15 protein-coding genes are annotated in these 15,750 nt (G+C 64.5%); 9 read left to right on the top strand and 6 right to left on the bottom strand.

What is annotated here, in order from left to right; translation table 11 throughout:
* Window positions 1-72 precede the first annotated feature (72 nt).
* Window positions 73-2,166, bottom strand: coding sequence for a S9 family peptidase (locus ACTU6V_RS09085; RefSeq protein ID WP_443475448.1), 2,094 nt, complete (start codon window positions 2,164-2,166; stop codon window positions 73-75).
* A 154-nt stretch (window positions 2,167-2,320) separates the two neighbouring features.
* Between ACTU6V_RS09085 and ACTU6V_RS09080 the strand changes: the two genes are divergently transcribed.
* The 3 genes from ACTU6V_RS09080 (at window position 2,321) to ACTU6V_RS09070 (ending at window position 5,692) form a co-directional block, all read left to right on the top strand.
* Complete coding sequence (locus ACTU6V_RS09080; RefSeq protein ID WP_443468078.1) at window positions 2,321-3,790, top strand: inorganic phosphate transporter; 1,470 nt, start codon at window positions 2,321-2,323, stop codon at window positions 3,788-3,790.
* A complete protein-coding gene (locus tag ACTU6V_RS09075) occupies window positions 3,787-4,122 on the top strand; it encodes a peptidase (RefSeq protein WP_443475447.1) in 336 nt (111 codons plus the stop codon). The genes ACTU6V_RS09080 and ACTU6V_RS09075 overlap by 4 nt, the downstream gene beginning before the upstream one ends.
* A 109-nt stretch (window positions 4,123-4,231) precedes the next feature.
* Window positions 4,232-5,692 carry an aspartate ammonia-lyase gene (locus ACTU6V_RS09070; RefSeq protein ID WP_443468080.1) on the top strand — a complete coding sequence of 487 codons (1,461 nt, stop codon included), beginning with the start codon at window positions 4,232-4,234 and terminating at the stop codon, window positions 5,690-5,692.
* 51 nt (window positions 5,693-5,743) lie between these two features.
* On the opposite strand, the gene ACTU6V_RS09065 is transcribed toward ACTU6V_RS09070, so the two are convergent.
* The gene (locus ACTU6V_RS09065) at window positions 5,744-6,610 is read right to left on the bottom strand and encodes a fumarylacetoacetate hydrolase family protein (protein WP_443468081.1); all 867 of its coding nucleotides are present in this window, start codon (window positions 6,608-6,610) and stop codon (window positions 5,744-5,746) included.
* Between the two features lie 61 nt (window positions 6,611-6,671).
* Here ACTU6V_RS09065 and ACTU6V_RS09060 point away from each other — a divergent pair, with 61 nt between their 5' ends.
* The 3 genes from ACTU6V_RS09060 to ACTU6V_RS09050 all read left to right on the top strand — a co-directional run bounded on the left by ACTU6V_RS09060 (window position 6,672) and on the right by ACTU6V_RS09050 (window position 9,137).
* Window positions 6,672-7,874 (top strand): PrsW family intramembrane metalloprotease, encoded by a 1,203-nt coding sequence (locus ACTU6V_RS09060; RefSeq protein ID WP_443475446.1) that lies wholly within the window; start codon window positions 6,672-6,674, stop codon window positions 7,872-7,874.
* 180 nt (window positions 7,875-8,054) lie between these two features.
* Window positions 8,055-8,423 (top strand): FKBP-type peptidyl-prolyl cis-trans isomerase, encoded by a 369-nt coding sequence (locus tag ACTU6V_RS09055; protein ID WP_417508467.1) that lies wholly within the window; start codon window positions 8,055-8,057, stop codon window positions 8,421-8,423.
* Between the two features lie 159 nt (window positions 8,424-8,582).
* Complete coding sequence (locus ACTU6V_RS09050) at window positions 8,583-9,137, top strand: YceI family protein (protein ID WP_443468083.1); 555 nt, start codon at window positions 8,583-8,585, stop codon at window positions 9,135-9,137.
* Between the two features lie 33 nt (window positions 9,138-9,170).
* On the opposite strand, the gene ACTU6V_RS09045 is transcribed toward ACTU6V_RS09050, so the two are convergent.
* Window positions 9,171-10,397 carry an MFS transporter gene (locus tag ACTU6V_RS09045; protein ID WP_443468428.1) on the bottom strand — a complete coding sequence of 409 codons (1,227 nt, stop codon included), beginning with the start codon at window positions 10,395-10,397 and terminating at the stop codon, window positions 9,171-9,173.
* A 227-nt stretch (window positions 10,398-10,624) separates the two neighbouring features.
* Between ACTU6V_RS09045 and rpsO the strand changes: the two genes are divergently transcribed.
* The gene (rpsO, locus tag ACTU6V_RS09040; RefSeq protein ID WP_147037780.1) at window positions 10,625-10,894 is read left to right on the top strand and encodes a 30S ribosomal protein S15; all 270 of its coding nucleotides are present in this window, start codon (window positions 10,625-10,627) and stop codon (window positions 10,892-10,894) included.
* Window positions 10,895-10,966: 72 nt separating this feature from the next.
* On the opposite strand, the gene ACTU6V_RS09035 is transcribed toward rpsO, so the two are convergent.
* The 3 genes from ACTU6V_RS09035 to ACTU6V_RS09025 form a co-directional block, all read right to left on the bottom strand.
* Entirely contained in the window at window positions 10,967-11,494 is a 528-nt protein-coding gene (locus ACTU6V_RS09035; protein ID WP_443468084.1) for a DUF488 domain-containing protein, read from the bottom strand.
* Between the two features lie 35 nt (window positions 11,495-11,529).
* A complete protein-coding gene (locus ACTU6V_RS09030) occupies window positions 11,530-12,534 on the bottom strand; it encodes an isopenicillin N synthase family dioxygenase (RefSeq protein WP_443468085.1) in 1,005 nt (334 codons plus the stop codon).
* An 81-nt stretch (window positions 12,535-12,615) separates the two neighbouring features.
* Entirely contained in the window at window positions 12,616-13,749 is a 1,134-nt protein-coding gene (locus ACTU6V_RS09025) for an acyltransferase family protein (RefSeq protein ID WP_443468086.1), read from the bottom strand.
* 141 nt (window positions 13,750-13,890) lie between these two features.
* On the opposite strand from ACTU6V_RS09025, the gene ACTU6V_RS09020 reads away from it, so the two are divergent.
* Both ACTU6V_RS09020 and ACTU6V_RS09015 read left to right on the top strand, forming a co-directional pair.
* The gene (locus ACTU6V_RS09020) at window positions 13,891-15,099 is read left to right on the top strand and encodes an LLM class flavin-dependent oxidoreductase (protein WP_443475568.1); all 1,209 of its coding nucleotides are present in this window, start codon (window positions 13,891-13,893) and stop codon (window positions 15,097-15,099) included.
* On the top strand, window positions 15,092-15,736 hold the full coding sequence (locus tag ACTU6V_RS09015; protein WP_443468088.1) for an FMN reductase: 645 nt from the start codon (window positions 15,092-15,094) through the stop codon (window positions 15,734-15,736). The genes ACTU6V_RS09020 and ACTU6V_RS09015 overlap by 8 nt, the downstream gene beginning before the upstream one ends.
* Window positions 15,737-15,750 lie beyond the last annotated feature (14 nt).

Raw genomic sequence — 15,750 nt, 5'->3', positions numbered from 1 at the left:
CCGACGGTGGAGAAACGGCGACGGGCGCCTGTGGTGCAGAACGACTCGTCGCGCGGGCAGTCGGGCGCAGGCTCAGGCGAGGTCGAGCACGTCGAGCATCCAGGCGAGCTCGAACGCCCGCTCGCGCCAGGAGTTGTAGCGTCCGCTCACTCCGCCGTGGCCTGCGGCCATCTCGCACTTGAGCAGCACGTCCTTCGCGCCGGCTTCGCGCAGGCGCGCCACCCACTTCGCCGGTTCGACGTAGAGCACGCGGGTGTCGTTGATCGACGTCATCGCGAGGATCGGGGGATAGGCCACGCCGTCCTGCACGTTCTCGTACGGCGTGTACGTCTTCATGTACGCGTAGACGTCCGGGTCGTGCAGCGGGTCGCCCCACTCGTCCCACTCGATGACGGTCAGCGGCAGCGAGGGATCGAGAATCGAGGTCAGCGCGTCGACGAACGGCACGGATGCGAGGATGCCCGCGAACGCCGAGGGAGCAAGGTTCGCCACTGCGCCCATCAGCAGCCCGCCAGCACTGCCGCCCTCTGCGACCATCTTGTCGACAGAGGTGACACCGCTTGCGGTCAGGTGCTCGGCGCACGCCACGAAATCCGTGAAGGTGTTGCGCTTGTTCAGCAGCTTGCCGTCTTCGTACCAATTGCGTCCCATCTCGCCGCCGCCGCGCACGTGGGCGACAGCGAAGATGACACCCCGGTCGAGCTCAGAGAGGCGTGCGACCGAGAATCCGGGGTCGATGGAGTGCTCGTAGGATCCGTAGCCATAGAGGTGCACGGGGCGCACATCGTCGCCCGGCGCGCCGAACGACTTCTTCCACACGAGCGAGATCGGCACCTGCGTGCCGTCGGCGGCGAGGGCCCAGCGGCGTTCCTGGTCGTATTCAGTGGGGTCGTACCCGCCGAGCACCGGCTGCTGCTTGCGGAGCACTCTCTCCCGCGTGGTCAGATCGAGGTCGTACACCGTGGATGGCGTGACGAATGACGTGTACGTCAGGCGCAGGTAGGGGGCATGCCACTCCGGATTACCGCTCGGCCACGCCGAGAAGAGCGGTTCGTCGAAGCGGAGCTCTTCGGCAGCATCCGTCGTGTAGTCGAGCAGACCGATGCGCTCGAGTCCCTCGCGGCGGAAGCCGACGACGGCGTGATCGCGGAAGCAGTCCACGTCGAGGATGCGGCGGCCGGGCTCGTGGGGCATGACGACCCGCCGGGGGCCCTGAGGATCGGATGCTGCGACGGAAACCAGCTCGAAGTCGAGAGCATCCTGATTGTGCAGAATGTACAGCCGGTCTTCTCCGCCAACCACCGCATGCTCGAGGGAGTACTCCACGCCCTCGGCGCGCGGCCACACGAGTTGCGGCTCCGCAGTGATCTCGCCCCGGAGGTCTACGAGGTACTCCTCACTGGTGATGCTGGAACCGATTCCGATCACGAGGTAGCGGCGGCTGCGGGTGATTCCCGCGCCCAGCCAGAAGCGCTCATCGGGCTCGTGGAAGAGCTTCACGTCATCGGCGACGGGCGTGCCGAGCCGGTGCAGCCAGAGGGTGTCCGGACGCCAGGCCTCGTCACGGGTCGTGTAGATGATCGCACTGCCGTCGGGGGTGAAGAAGCCTCCGCCGGTGTTCGGGATCTCATCTTCGAGCGTCGCTCCGCTGACGAGATCGCGCACTCTGATCGTGTAGAGCTCGTCGCCTTCGTAGTCGGGCGCCCACAGGAGCTTCGTCGCATCATCGGACACGCCGAAAGCGCCGAGGGAGAAGAACTCATGACCTTCGGCTTCGACATTGCCATCGAGCAGGATCTCTTCGCCAGGGACAGGGATGCCAGGCTCGAGAAGCGGGGGAGTCCAGTCATCGGGGGCTGCGGCCGCGCGGCACTGGATGCCGTACTGGGATCCCTCCTCGCTGCGGCTGTAGTACCACCACTGGCCGCGACGCGAGGGGACGGACAGATCCGTCTCCCGCACGCGCCCCTTGATCTCCTCGAACAGCGTTTCGCGCAGTCCCTCCAGATGTGCGGTTCGCGCATCGGTGTAGGCGTTCTCCGCTTCCAGATGAGTGAGCACTTCGGGGGAATCCTTCTCGCGGAGCCATTCGTACGGATCGATGAACGTGTCGCCGTGATGAGTGCGAGTGTGCGAGCGGCGAGCGGCGATGGGTGCGTTGGTCACCGTTCCACGGTAGTCCAGGTCGAGTTGACCGGAGCCGAACGGGGTGCGAGGATCGATCGGGGCCGGTTAACGGAAGTGAAACCCACGGTGAACTCTTCGTTCGTCACGCCGATCACGTCGGCACATCCCTTCTTCAGACAACCGAAAGCTAACGGTGGAAACCGCAGTCCTCATTGTCGTGCTGGTGATCTTGCTGGCGCTCTTCTTCGACTTCACAAATGGGTTCCACGACACCGCGAACGCGATGGCGACACCCATCGCGACCGGTGCTCTCAAGCCCAAGACTGCCGTGCTGCTTGCGGCGTGTCTCAACCTCGTCGGCGCATTCCTCTCCACGGAAGTGTCCAAGACCGTCTCACACGGCATCATCAATGAGAGCGCGATCCTGGAGTCGGGCGCCCAGCTCTTCCTCTCCGTGATCTTCGCCGGTCTCATCGGTGCGATCACGTGGAACATGCTCACCTGGCTGCTCGGGCTTCCTTCGAGCTCCTCCCACGCACTGTTCGGCGGACTGATCGGTGCGACACTCGTCGGCGTCGGCGTCGGTGGCATCGACTTCGGAATGGTGCTCTCCAAGATCGTGCTGCCCGCGCTGATCGCGCCGTTGACTGCAGGCGTCATCGCCTTCATCGCGACGAAGATCGCGTACTCCATCACGCGCCGCTACGATGGCAAGCCCGATGGACGCTCGGGATTCCGCTGGGGTCAGATCTTCACGTCATCGCTCGTGGCACTCGCCCACGGCACCAACGACGCGCAGAAGACCATGGGCGTGATCACGCTCGCTCTGATCACCGTCGGCTGGCAGAGCTCGGATCACGCCGACCCGTATCTCTGGGTGATCATCGCCTGCGCCGTGACGATCGCACTGGGTACGTACCTGGGCGGCTGGCGGATCATCCGCACGCTCGGCAAGGGACTCACTGAGGTAAAGCCCGCTCAGGGCTTCGCGGCAGAAAGCTCCACCGCAGCGACGATCCTGGCATCGAGTGCTCTCGGCTTCGCGCTGTCGACAACGCAGGTCGCATCAGGCTCCGTCATCGGATCGGGCCTCGGCCGCCGCGGATCGTCCGTGCGCTGGCGCACCGCCGGTCGTATCGCAATGGGCTGGCTGCTCACTCTTCCCGCCGCCGCCGCAGTGGGAGCCCTCGCCGCCCTGCTGGTCGTCTGGCTGGGCGGCTGGGGCGTCATGATCGACGCCGTGCTGGCCCTGGTCATCATCATCGGCCTCTACCTGCGCTCGCGTAAGAATGCCGTCACCTCGGACAACGCCATGAGCGACGTGGCGGAGTCCGGGCACGCCGTCGAGCACCCCGATGTGCCCCCGCCCACGCGTCGTCAGAGCCGCATCGAGCTGCTCCGCGCGCTCGATCACGCCGAGCGCAAGGCCGAGGAGGCCGAGAAGGCCGGTCGTCGGGCTCGCAAGCTCAAGAAGAGCGGCGGATCCGAGGCTGCGGTCAAAGCCGCACGCAAGGCCGCTGATCGCGCCAACCGCAAACTCGCCGAGGCGCAGAAGGCCGCGGAGGAGTGGGAGAAGCTGAGTGCCAGCCGGCGCGCTCGCGCAGAGCTCGCCGAATGGGATGTCTCCGATGAAGAAGCGGCCGAACGGGAGGCACGGCGATGAGCGTCGCAATCGACTGGATGGCATTCGTCAACGTCTTCCTCGTTGCCCTGCTGGGTGCGTGCCTGATCGTGACCTTCTACGCGATCGGCCTGCGGCTTCTCGTGCGCGCCGGCCGCATTCCTGTGGTCTCGCCCGCCGAGTTCACCGACGCCATCACGATCCTCAGCGAGAAGCAGGCTAAGCGGGCTGCGAAGCAGGCTGCGAAGGCTGAGAGGAAGAGCCCACTCACTGAAGGCCAGAAGCAGGTGGCACTGGTCGGTGCTTACGCGTGCTTCGCGCTGTGCGCTCTGGCAGTCATCGCTGGAATCCTGATCATCGTCGTCGGTCACTGACTTCTCACCCGGTTGCGCGGACACAGATATCCCGGGCGCGTCGAGTGCCCGCGGCATAGGATGGACGCATCCCCCAATTTCTGATCCGCCACACCCACAAGGAAGTGACATGGCTTCTGCCGCGCCCGAATTGACCCGCACTGAGACAGACTCACTGGGAAGCATGGAGATTCCCGCCGAAGCGTACTGGGGCATCCATACGGCCCGCGCCGACGCGAATTTCCCCATCTCGAAGCGTCCGATCTCGGTCTATCCGGATCTGATCCGAGGGCTGGCGATGGTGAAACAGGCCAGCGCTCGTGCGAACAAGGAGATCGGCGTCCTCGATGCCGAACGCGCCGACCTGATCGATGCCGCCGCACAGCGCGTGATCGACGGCGAGTTCCTCGATCAGTTCACGGTCGGGGTCATTCAGGGTGGTGCCGGCACGTCGACGAACATGAACGCGAACGAGGTCATCACCAACATCGCGCTCGAGATGGCCGGGCGCGAGAAGGGCGATTACGCGTTCCTCTCACCGATCGACCACACCAACCGCAGCCAGTCGACCAACGACGTGTACCCGACGGCGATCAAGATCGGCCTCTCGCTGAACCTTCAGTCGCTGCTCGATGAGCTCGAGCTGCTGCGTCGCTCCTTCCTCGGCAAGGCTGTCGAGTTCCATGATGTGCTCAAGGTCGGTCGTACCCAGCTCCAGGACGCGGTGCCGATGACGCTCGGCCAGGAGTTCCATGGATTCGCGACGACGCTCGGGGAGGACCACTCTCGCCTCACCGAGAACGCGAGTCTCATGTTCGAGATCAACATGGGTGCAACCGCGATCGGCACCGGCATCACGACACACCCCGCCTACGCGTCGGCCGTGCTCGAGCACCTGCGTGAGATCAGCGGTCTCGCGCTTGAGACGGCGACCGACCTGGTGGAGTCCACGAGCGATACCGGCGCGTTCATGTCGTTCTCTTCGTCGCTCAAGCGCAACGCGATCAAGCTCTCGAAGATCTGCAACGATCTGCGTCTGCTCTCGTCCGGTCCGCAGGCCGGTTTCGGAGAGATCAATCTTCCTGCCAAGCAGGCCGGATCCAGCATCATGCCGGCAAAGGTCAACCCCGTCATCCCCGAGGTCGTCAATCAGGTCGCGTTCGCCGTTGTGGGTGCGGACACCACTGTCACCATGGCAGTCGAGGGCGGGCAACTGCAGCTCAACGCCTTCGAGCCGGTGATCGCTCACTCGATTTTCCAGTCGATCACCTGGATGCGTCAGGCGATGTGGACGCTGCGGGTCAACTGCGTCGACGGAATCACTGCGAATGAAGACCGTCTGGGGGCGATGGTTGGCGCTTCGGTGGGCGTCATCACGGCGCTGACACCGTTCATTGGGTACGCGGCGGCGGCGGCCCTTGCCAAGACAGCGCTGCTGACGAACCGCAATGTCGCAGACCTCGTCGTCGAGGCGGAGCTCATGTCACGCGAAGAGGTGACCAAGCAACTGTCGCCAGCCCGTCTTTCGGGTCTGCAGGCAGTGACTTCGGCGATCAACATCATTCCGCCAGAGGACATGATCCAGATCTGAGTAAGAACGCGCGCCTCGCTCCACCGCAATGATGGAGCGAGGCCGTTCTGCTCAGCCGTAGATGCGGCAGTGCGTGGTGAGCTCGCCGATGCCGTCGATGCCGACGGTGACCGTGGAACGATCCCGCAGGAAGATCTGCGGGTTGCGCGAGTATCCCGCACCACCAGGGCTTCCTGTGGAGATCAGCGTTCCCGGCTGCAGGGTGATCGACTGCGACAGGTGTGCGATGAGTGTGGCAACCGAGCGGACCATCTGTCCTGTGCTGGCATCCTGCACTGTGTGGCCGTCGATGACGGTCCAGATGTGCAGATCCTGAGGGTCGGGGACTTCGTCTGCGGTGATGGCGAAGGGGCCAGTCGGCGTGAAACCGTCGAACGACTTACAGCGCGACCACTGCGCCTCGGCGAACTGGATGTCGCGTGCGGTGATGTCGTTCACGACCGTGTATCCCCACACGTGCTCGAGTGCATCGTCGGCTGCGACGTCCTTCGCCGCGTGCCCGATCAGCACGCCGAGTTCGGCCTCATAGTCAATCGATTCGCTCAGCGATCGCGGCCAGCCGGTGGTCTGGTCGTGACCTGAGAGCGAGTTCGGCCACAGCGTGAATACGGTCGGCGCCGTGTCGGTCTTCAGGCCGAGCTCGCTGGAGTGCGCGGAGTAGTTCAATCCCACCGCCAGGATGACGGGCGGGTTCAGCACTGCCGATGCGAATCCGAAGTCGGCGAGCGGATGCCGCGGTGCGGTGCTGTCGACGACGGCAGAGCGCAATGCGTCGAGCGCATCATCGCCGCCCTCGATCAGCTCCTGGAGAGTGCCAGGTGCGGGGGAGAGGAGATCGGAGACGAGGATCGCGGAGGAGCCTTCGACGACGGCCAGTTGGATGCTGTCGTCGGAGCCGCGCAGATGAGCGAAACGCATGCTTCTACGCTACCGGTGAAGTCTTACCGGCGGCGTGGTGACTGGCCTCTAGGCTTTGACTATGACTTTCGGAGGACCGGGACAGCCGCTGCACACCAGACCTGCGTATTCGTCCGCCTTCGAACAGCCCATGGCATACGCGCCGCCTGCGCCGATCGTGCAGCCGGCAGCCCCTGCGCTGCCGGCTCTGCCCGTTCCGGCGCGGAAGGGACGCACGGTTTCGATCTGGGCCTTCGGCATTCTCGGGTTCGTGCTGCTGGCATTGATCGGGTATTTTGTCTGGGCGCTCGGACCTGAGGCCTCTGGCGTCGGTCTTGTGATCGCCATGGTGCCGCTGGCCATCGTGTTCATGGGCGTGCACCTCATCGATCGATGGGAACCAGAGCCGAAACCGCTGATCGCGTTCGCGATCGCCTGGGGTGCGATCGGTGCAGTGGGGATCACTCTCATCGTCGATCTCGGGATCACCATGCTGATCGGGCTGCGCACCGAAGTGCTCAGCACCGTGGTCCAAGCTCCGATCATCGAGGAGATCGCCAAGGGACTGGGCATCTTCTTCGTCTTCCTGATGGGGCGACGCGCGTTCGATGGTCCGATCGACGGGATCGTGTACGGCGCGCTGATCGGGGGCGGGTTCGCTTTCACCGAGAACATCCAGTACTTCGCCATCAGTCTGCTCGAGGGAGGCGGCTCCCAACTGACGGCGACCTTCGTGATGCGAGGTCTGCTTTCACCGTTCGCGCACGCGATGTTCACCGCGTTGACCGGATTCGCGATGGGGCTGGCGGCGCGCCGCAGCGCTTCGAAGAGCGCAGTATTCGGAGCGGGCTGCATCGGGTTGGTCGCCGCGATGCTGCTGCACGGATTCTGGAACGGCTCGGCGCTGTTCGCGGACTTCTTCGCGCTCTACCTGTCGCTGCAGGTGCCGCTGTTCATCGGTTTCATCCTGGCCATCGTCGCGCTGCGTCGTGAAGAAGCGCGCGTCACCCGAGCGCGCTTGAGCGAGTACTCAGCGGCCGGGTGGTTCACACCCGAGGAAGTGACGATGCTCGCGACGCCCGCGGGTCGGAAGATCGGGATGCAATGGGCGGCCTCCCTGAGCGGCGATCGACGGCCGCTCATGAAGCGGTTCGTCCTGGACTCCACAGCGCTGGCAGCAGTGCGCCAGCGTGCTCTCACCGGACGCGACCCGCTTGCAGCCGATGACGAGCGCGCCCTGCTCACACGTACACGCGCAACGAGAGCAGCGCTGCTGGCGTACTGAGTTCGACCGGGCTCTTGACAGGGGCAGAGACCGGGTGCACCCTGGAGACAGACCAACTCATCGCCCGGGAGACTCGCAGGCATCGCCGCAGCACCGGGCGTTGAGTCTGTTCACACGATGTTCGCTCTGAGCGGGTGCGGTCGCATTGACCGGGCCCCGGCGCTCCGCTTTGATGGAATCATGACTGATCGCACAAAGCCCGAGTTCGACGCACCCACCGGACCCGCTCCTGAAGAGCTCGTCATTCGCGACCTCATCGAGGGCGACGGCGCCGAGGCCAAGCCCGGTGACACTGTGACCGTGCACTACGCCGGTGTCGAGTACGACTCCGGAGAAGAGTTCGACTCCTCTTGGGGTCGTGGCGAGACCATCCAGTTCCCGCTACGCGGACTGATCCAGGGCTGGCAGGACGGCATCCCGGGTATGAAGGTCGGCGGCCGTCGTGAGCTGGTCATCCCTCCGCACCTGGCCTACGGACCCGCCGGTGCTGGCCACTTCCTCTCCGGCAAGAGCCTTATCTTCATCATCGACCTCGTCGCTGTCGGCTGATCTGCCCCGCTCTTCTTGAAGGCCTCTGTCACGCGTGTGGCAGGGGCCTTCAACCTTCCCTCGAGAAATTTCTGCCATTCTCGGAATACATGCGCGTGCATACGAGTTGTACCCGTGTGTAGGCCGCACGTGCGGCTCAGAACTTGAGGAGAATCCCGCATGACCACGATCGACATTCCCGGCTACCGCGCAGGCACCTGGACGCTTGACCCCTCGCACAGTGAGGTCACCTTCAGCGTGCGTCACATGATGATCTCGAAGGTGCGCGGCACTTTCGGTGTGAAGAGTGCAACGATGATCGCGCCCGAGAACCCGCTCGACGCAAAGGTCGAGGCCTCTGTCGATGTCACCTCGATCGACACCAAGGATGAGGGCCGCGATGGGCACCTGCGCTCCGCAGACTTCTTCGACACCGAGAACTTCCCCACGATGGAGTTCGTCTCCACCGGAGCCCGCGTCGAAGGCAACGACTTCTTCGTCGACGGCGACCTCACGATCCGCGGCACCACGAAGCCGGTGAGCTTCGAGTTCGAGTTCGGCGGTTTCGGTCAGGACCCGTACGGCAACTACAAGGCCGGCGCTTCCGCATCGACCACGATCAACCGCGAAGAGTTCGGTCTCACCTGGAATGCGGCGCTCGAGACCGGTGGGGTCCTCGTCGGCAAGGACGTCACGATCACGCTCGACCTTCAGGGCTCGCTCGCGCAGGCCTGACCCCCGAGAGCACCCTATTGAACCCCGTGTCCGTCAGGGCACGGGGTTCAATGCGTCGTAGTCGCGGAATCTCGGCGCGAAGCGCACGAGCGTGCCCACCAGTGCGATCACGATGAGCCCTCCCAGAAGTGGAGGGAACCACAGTGCGGTGAACGTCGCGAGCGTCCCCGCGTAGAGGGCTCCGACGCGCGGGCCGCCCGCCACCACGACGACGAAGATCCCCTGCAGGCGTCCTCGCATCGTGTCGGGCACGGCAGCCTGCATCATCGTGCTCCGGTAGATGGAGCTGATGTTGTCGGATGCTCCGGATACTGCGAGCGCGATACAGGCAGCCACGATCAGTCCCACGCTCGGAGCGGTCTCGGTCGCGTGGCTGGAGAATGATCCACACAGCAGCACCGCCCCGAAGAGTGCGATAGCCGCGCCGTAGGCCTGGATGGCGCGCTGGATACCGCGCCCGTGCCAGCGGTACTGCGCGATGCGACCGGAGAGAAGGCTCGACATGAAGGTTCCTACGGCGACGGCGGCCGTGAGCAGACCCGTGGTGACCGCGCCCCCGCCGAGTATCACCGTCCCGAGGGCTGGGAAGAGCACGAGCGGCTGCCCGAATGTCATCGCGATGATGTCGCAGATGAACTGCATCCTGATGTTCCCCGCGCGACGCAGGAACTGCCATCCGTCCACGAGGGAGCTGAGCCCAGGACGAATGATCTCACCCTCTGGGACGAGCGCCGGCAGCGTCCACAGCCCGAGGAACATCGCGAGCATCAGCACGACGTCGATCGTGTAGGTCCACCCGTAGCCGGTAAGTGCGACCAGAACGCCGGCGAGAGCCGGCCCGACCATGACGGTCATTCCGAACGCGATGCCGTTGAGGGCTGATGCTGCCGCGAGCTTCCCTCGGGGGATGAGTCGCGGCACGATGGCTGTGCGGGTGGCCATTCCCACGGAGTTCGCGGCCGCGACGATCATGCTCAACGCGTAGAGCCACCAGATCGTCTCGTTCTGCGTCCAGGTGAGGATCGCGAGCAGCGCGGTGGATGCGAATGCGACTGCTGCCGCGATCAGCGCGACCACGCGCCGATCGAACGCGTCAGCGAGCATGCCGCCGTAGAGCCCCGCGAGGACCATCGGCACGAGTCCAGCGACAGCGATCATCGACACTGCGAAGGTGCTCTGCGTGAGAGCGAACACATGCAGCATGACCGTGACGATCGTGAGCTGTCCGCCGAGGCCCGCGAGAGCTGAGCCGATCCACATCCGCGCGAACGCCGGGCTCTCCTTCAACGGTGAGAGATCGATGAAATGACTCACGCCTGGGGCCCCTGATGCATCCCTCGAGAGTATCCGAGTGCAGCGCAGGGCGGTCCGCAGGTGCTCCCGGTGGCTGGTAGACTCTACAGGTTGCCGTTTGATCGGCCGCGGATAAAGAGAGCCCACGTATCAGGCGTCGGGCGCCGCGCAATGAGTGAGAGGGGATCGAATCTATGGCACTGGAAGCAGACGTCAAGAAGGCGATCATCGAAGAGTACGCGACGCACCCCGGTGACACCGGATCCCCCGAGGTGCAGGCCGCAATGCTGACGCAGCGCATCAAGGACCTCACTGAGCACCTCAAGGAGCACAAGCACGACCACCACTCGCGTCGTGGGCTGTTCCTGCTCGTCGGTCAGCGCCGTCGCCTGCTCGGTTACCTCCAGGGTGTTGACATCGAGCGTTACCGCTCGCTGATTCAGCGCCTCGGGCTCCGCCGATAACGACCAGCGTTCAATCGCGCAAAACTTCTTGGAAGGCCGTCCCTGGTGTGGGGCGGCCTTCGTCGTTCCCTCTCAGGCCGGGTAGGTCACGGTGCTCCCGGTGACGATGGCTCCCTGCGTGAGTTCAGCGGAACTCTCGCGGCCCGCATTCATGAGATGGAAGACCTTCTCTCCTCGAGCGAGGAGATGATCAGAGATGATCCGCCGGTGGCAGCGCCACCAGACTGCTTCAGAGCACATCACGGCTGTGCGTACCTCTCGTCCGATCGCGACCAGGTGATCGTATCCGCGGTTGAACTCGTCTGACAGCGCGTAGTCGGCGTAGTTGTGAAAGCTGCGGTTCTGCCAGAAGGCATTCGTCTCGAACGGCACGTCCTTGGAGACCTTGCGACGGCCGCCGAGCTCGGGGATGCGATCGAAGCGGATGCTGTTGGCGCCGAGCGATTCACGCAAGGCATCTTCGTTGTACTGAGGGTGCCGATTCGACCCCGGAAGGCGGCGGACGTCGACGATGCTCTCAACGTTCGCCGATTGCACCAGGGCGATGAACTCGTCGATAGACCGGTCCGAGTGTCCGATGGTGAAGAACGGCAGTCGCATGCCTCCAGGCTATTGCGGCGGCATGGCCAGATGGGTCAGGCAGGTGCGCCCAGCAGATCTGCGTGCTGGATCGCCGCGACATTCGGGTGTGCGCGCAACCGATAGCGCAGCGCGTTCTCCCCGTACAGGCCTTCGATCGGGTTGGAGGACTCGTCGCCGACGCCGCGGCTGTGTGCTTTCAGCTCCGCGGGCAGGTCGATGACCGGCACCCGAGCATCGAGCGCCGGGTTGAAGAAGAACGGCACTGAGATGCGGTCGTCCGGGGCCGTCGGCGAAACCACACGGTGGTTGGTGGCTTTGAGATAGCCGCCGGTGGCGTACTCGAGCATCTCGCCGATGTTGACCACGAACGCGCCGTCGACGGACGGGGCATCGACCCATTCGCCGCCACGCTCGACCTGCAGGCCGCCCTTGCCCGGCTCGACCCAGAGCAGCGTCAGCACACCACCGTCCTTATGGGCGCCGACGCCCTGCTGAGGCTCCGGTGCATCTGTGCCGGGGTAGCGGACGATCTTGACGAGCGTCGCCGGCTCGCGGAAGCTGTCATCGAAGTGCGACTCATCGGCTCCCAGCGCCAGCGCCCAGCTGCGCATGAGCTTGCGGGCGATCCCGTCGAGGCGCGTCAGCCATTCCTCTGCGACCTCGCGCAGCTCGGGCTGTGCTGCGGGCCAGAGGTTCGGGCCGATGAGCCGATTGAACGCCGGGCCGTCCTCGACGCTCTCGCGCTCCGGGCCGATGTCGATCTGTTCGCGCCAATCCACCTTGCCCTGGGTGAGCTCGCCCCCGGTGCGGGTGTACCCGCGGAACTGCGGACTCTTCACGTTCTCGATCGCGAGCTTCTCCTCCTCAGGGAGCGCGAAGAAGTCGCGTGCGGCCTTGTGCAGGCGCCCGGAAAGCTCGGCGGTGACATCGGTGCCCGTGAGGTAGAAGAAGCCGACGTCGTGGGTTGCCGCGCGCAGATCGTCGCAGAACTGTGCGGCGGCCTCGGCTCCCTGGTCGAGCTGCGACAGGTCGAGGATAGGGAGGTTGAGATCAGGCATGTCCCGAGCGTAAGACGGAATTCCGCACGTCGCGGCGAGTGTTACGAAGCGAGGCGCACGGAGACACTGTTGAGTGAGGATTCAGCGCTCCGGTGGTCGCCGTGAACCGGTGGGGTCGTCTCGACGAGACGCATCCACGAGGCGCGCATCCGAGAAGAGCCACCGTGCGCGCGGCTCGATGAGAGGACGGAAGACCCGGCGCACGGGCTTGGTCGCCAGTACCAGAGCGATCACGATCGACAGCACGATGACCGTCGGCAGCCAGATCCACGTCGGTTCTGCGTTGCGCAGAATGCCGGACTCTCGGAACGGGTAGAGAACGAAGGAATGGAGCAGATACACATACATCGTGTATTGACCGAATTTCGTCCACCAATACGTACCGCGGGGGATCAGCGCGAAGAACGCGATGCTGAGAATGAAGCCGAGCGCGATGAGCACCAGTCGGATGCCGCCGGACCACCAGGCCTGCGCGCCGAGAGCGGCATAGGAGTCGTCGTAGAAGAACCAGTTGTCAAGGTCGATGCTCTTCCACAGATCCACCCAGTTCCAGGCGACGAAGCCGACGGCGACGAAGGCCGCGACGGCGATCGCGCGCAGCCACCACGGGCGTGCGTCGATGAGCCGCAGCCTGTTCACGAGGTCCTTCTCGTGCACCCACCAGCCCAGCACGAAGAACGGCAGGAAACCGAGCGTGCGGGAGAGCGAGAAGGTGCTGTCGACGTTGGGGAGGTAGCCTGCGCCGACCGAGATGAGCACGGCCCACACCAGGGGCCAGTGCAGGAGCGCCAAGTAGGGGAGCACGAGTCGGAAGATTCCGAGCGCGAGCAGGAACCAGAGGGTCCACGAGGGCTGGGTGAGGTTCGGGTCGGCCCGTCCCTCGACGAGCCACTTCGTGAGCGTCCACAGCAGTTCGAAGATCACATACGGCACGAGGATGTCGGTGATCACTCGCGACATCTGCTTCTTCGTGGGGGGTGCGGACTTCGAGAAGTAACCGGCGATGATCGCGAACGCCGGCATGTGGAACGCGTAGACCGAGAGATACAGCGCCATTGCGATGTCGGAGTCATAGGTCAGACGCTGGATCGCGTGCCCGAGAACGACGAGCACGATGCACGCGTAACGCGCGTTGTCCCAGAACGGAACGCGTCTACGCGGGCGTGCTGAAGAGCCGGTGATCGGCCCCACGGGCGCCTTGGGGGTGCTGCTCATCATAGAAGGCTACCCGTCGGGAATAATATCGCTGAGGTCGCGTTTCATCAGATATATTCAAGTGCATAGATGCGGATGCCTGGCGCACCCGCTTTGAGAAACCGGAGCATCACCATGAGCGAACAGCCCGACACCTCAGGCATCCAGTTCGGACTCTTCACCGTCAGCGACGTCACGCAGAATCCCGTGACGGGCGAGACGCCCAGTGAGCGGCAGAAGATCAAGGACGCGATAACGATCGCGAAGCACGCCGAGGAAGTGGGGCTGGACGTCTTCGCGATCGGCGAGCACCACAACCCCCCGTTCTGGTCTTCATCGCCGACGACGACGCTCGCGGCGATCGCTGCACAGACCGAGCGCATCATCCTGTCTACTTCGACGACCTTGATCACTACGAACGACCCGGTGAAGATCGCCGAGGACTTCGCGATGCTCCAGCACATCGCCGACGGTCGCACTGACCTCATGCTCGGCCGCGGCAACACCGGCCCCGTCTACCCGTGGTTCGGCAAGGACATCCGGCAAGGCCTGCCGCTCGCGATCGAGAGCTACGCACTCCTGCGTAAGCTCTGGGATGAGGACGTCGTCGATTGGGAAGGCAAGTTCCGCACGCCGCTGCAGGGCTTCACCTCGACGCCGCGTCCGCTCGATGGTGTGGCGCCGTTCGTGTGGCACGGCTCGATCCGCACCCCTGAGATCGCCGAGCAGGCTGCCTACTACGGCGACGGCTTCTTCGCCAACAACATCTTCTGGCCCAAGGAGCACTACCAGCGCCTGATCGAGCTGTACCGTCAGCGCTTCGCGCACTACGGACACGGCACGCCAGAGCAGGCGATCGTCGGCATCGGCGGTCAGGTCTTCATGCGCGCCAAGTCACAGGATGCCGTCAACGAGTTCCGCCCGTACTTCGACAACGCGCCCGTGTACGGCCACGGCCCCAGCATGGAGGACTTCACTGAGATGACCCCGCTGACGGTGGGGTCGCCGCAGCAGGTCATCGACCGGTACGCCGCGATGCGCGACACGTTCGGCGACTACCAGCGTCAGCTGTTCCTCATCGATCACGCGGGCCTTCCGCTGAAGGTCGTGCTCGAGCAGCTCGACATTCTGGGGGGAGAGGTCGTTCCGGCGCTGCGCCGCGAACTGATGACGAATCGTCCCGCCGAGGTGCCGGATGCGCCGACTCACGCAGCTCGCATCAAAGCTGTGTACGGCGATGGACCCTCGCGCGAGGCGCGCCCTGGCGCGAACCGTGGCGACAACCTCACCGCAGGCTCGCCATACCAGGACACCGCCACCCCTGCAGGGCAGCGTTCGGTCTCGGCCGGAAGGGAGCATGATCATGGCTGAACGCCGTATTGCTGTCATCTCTGCGGGTCTGTCGAACCCTTCCTCGACACGGATGCTGGCCGACAGGCTCGCCGCTGAAACGGTGAGTCAACTGGCTGAGCGCGGAATCGAAGCATCCGTCGACGTGATCGAGCTTCGGGACCTGGCCCATGACATCACGAACAACCTGCTCACCGGCTTCGCGCCGGCGGAACTGGAGTCGGCGATCAACTCGGTGTACTCGGCCGATGCGCTGATCGCGGTGACGCCGATCTTCTCGACGAGCTACTCCGGGTTGTTCAAGTCGTTCATCGACGTGCTCGAACCGGATGCGTTGACGGGTAAACCCGTGCTGATCGGCGCGAACGCCGGTACCGCGCGTCACTCGCTCGCCATCGATTATGCGATCCGTCCGCTGTTCGCGTATCTGCATGCTGAGGCCGTGTCGACGGGAGTGTTCGCAGCATCCAGCGACTGGGGCGGTTCCGGCGACGAAGTCGCGCCGCTCAGCAAGCGCGTGGAGAAGGGTGCGCGCGAATTGGCGGAGGCGATCGCCCGCAAGGATGCCGTCACCTCGAACGATCCATTCGACCCGGCCAACTATCTCGGCGAAGGCCGTTCGTTCGGGCATCTGCTCGGAGGTCTCTCCGGAGAGTGAGCCGGAGCAGAACG

The organism is Microbacterium zouquanmingi, from assembly GCF_052266675.1.
In the GTDB taxonomy this organism is placed as follows: domain Bacteria; phylum Actinomycetota; class Actinomycetes; order Actinomycetales; family Microbacteriaceae; genus Microbacterium.
The sequence above is the reverse complement of the archived record's forward strand: the minus strand, read 5'-3'. Positions and strand labels throughout refer to the sequence as shown.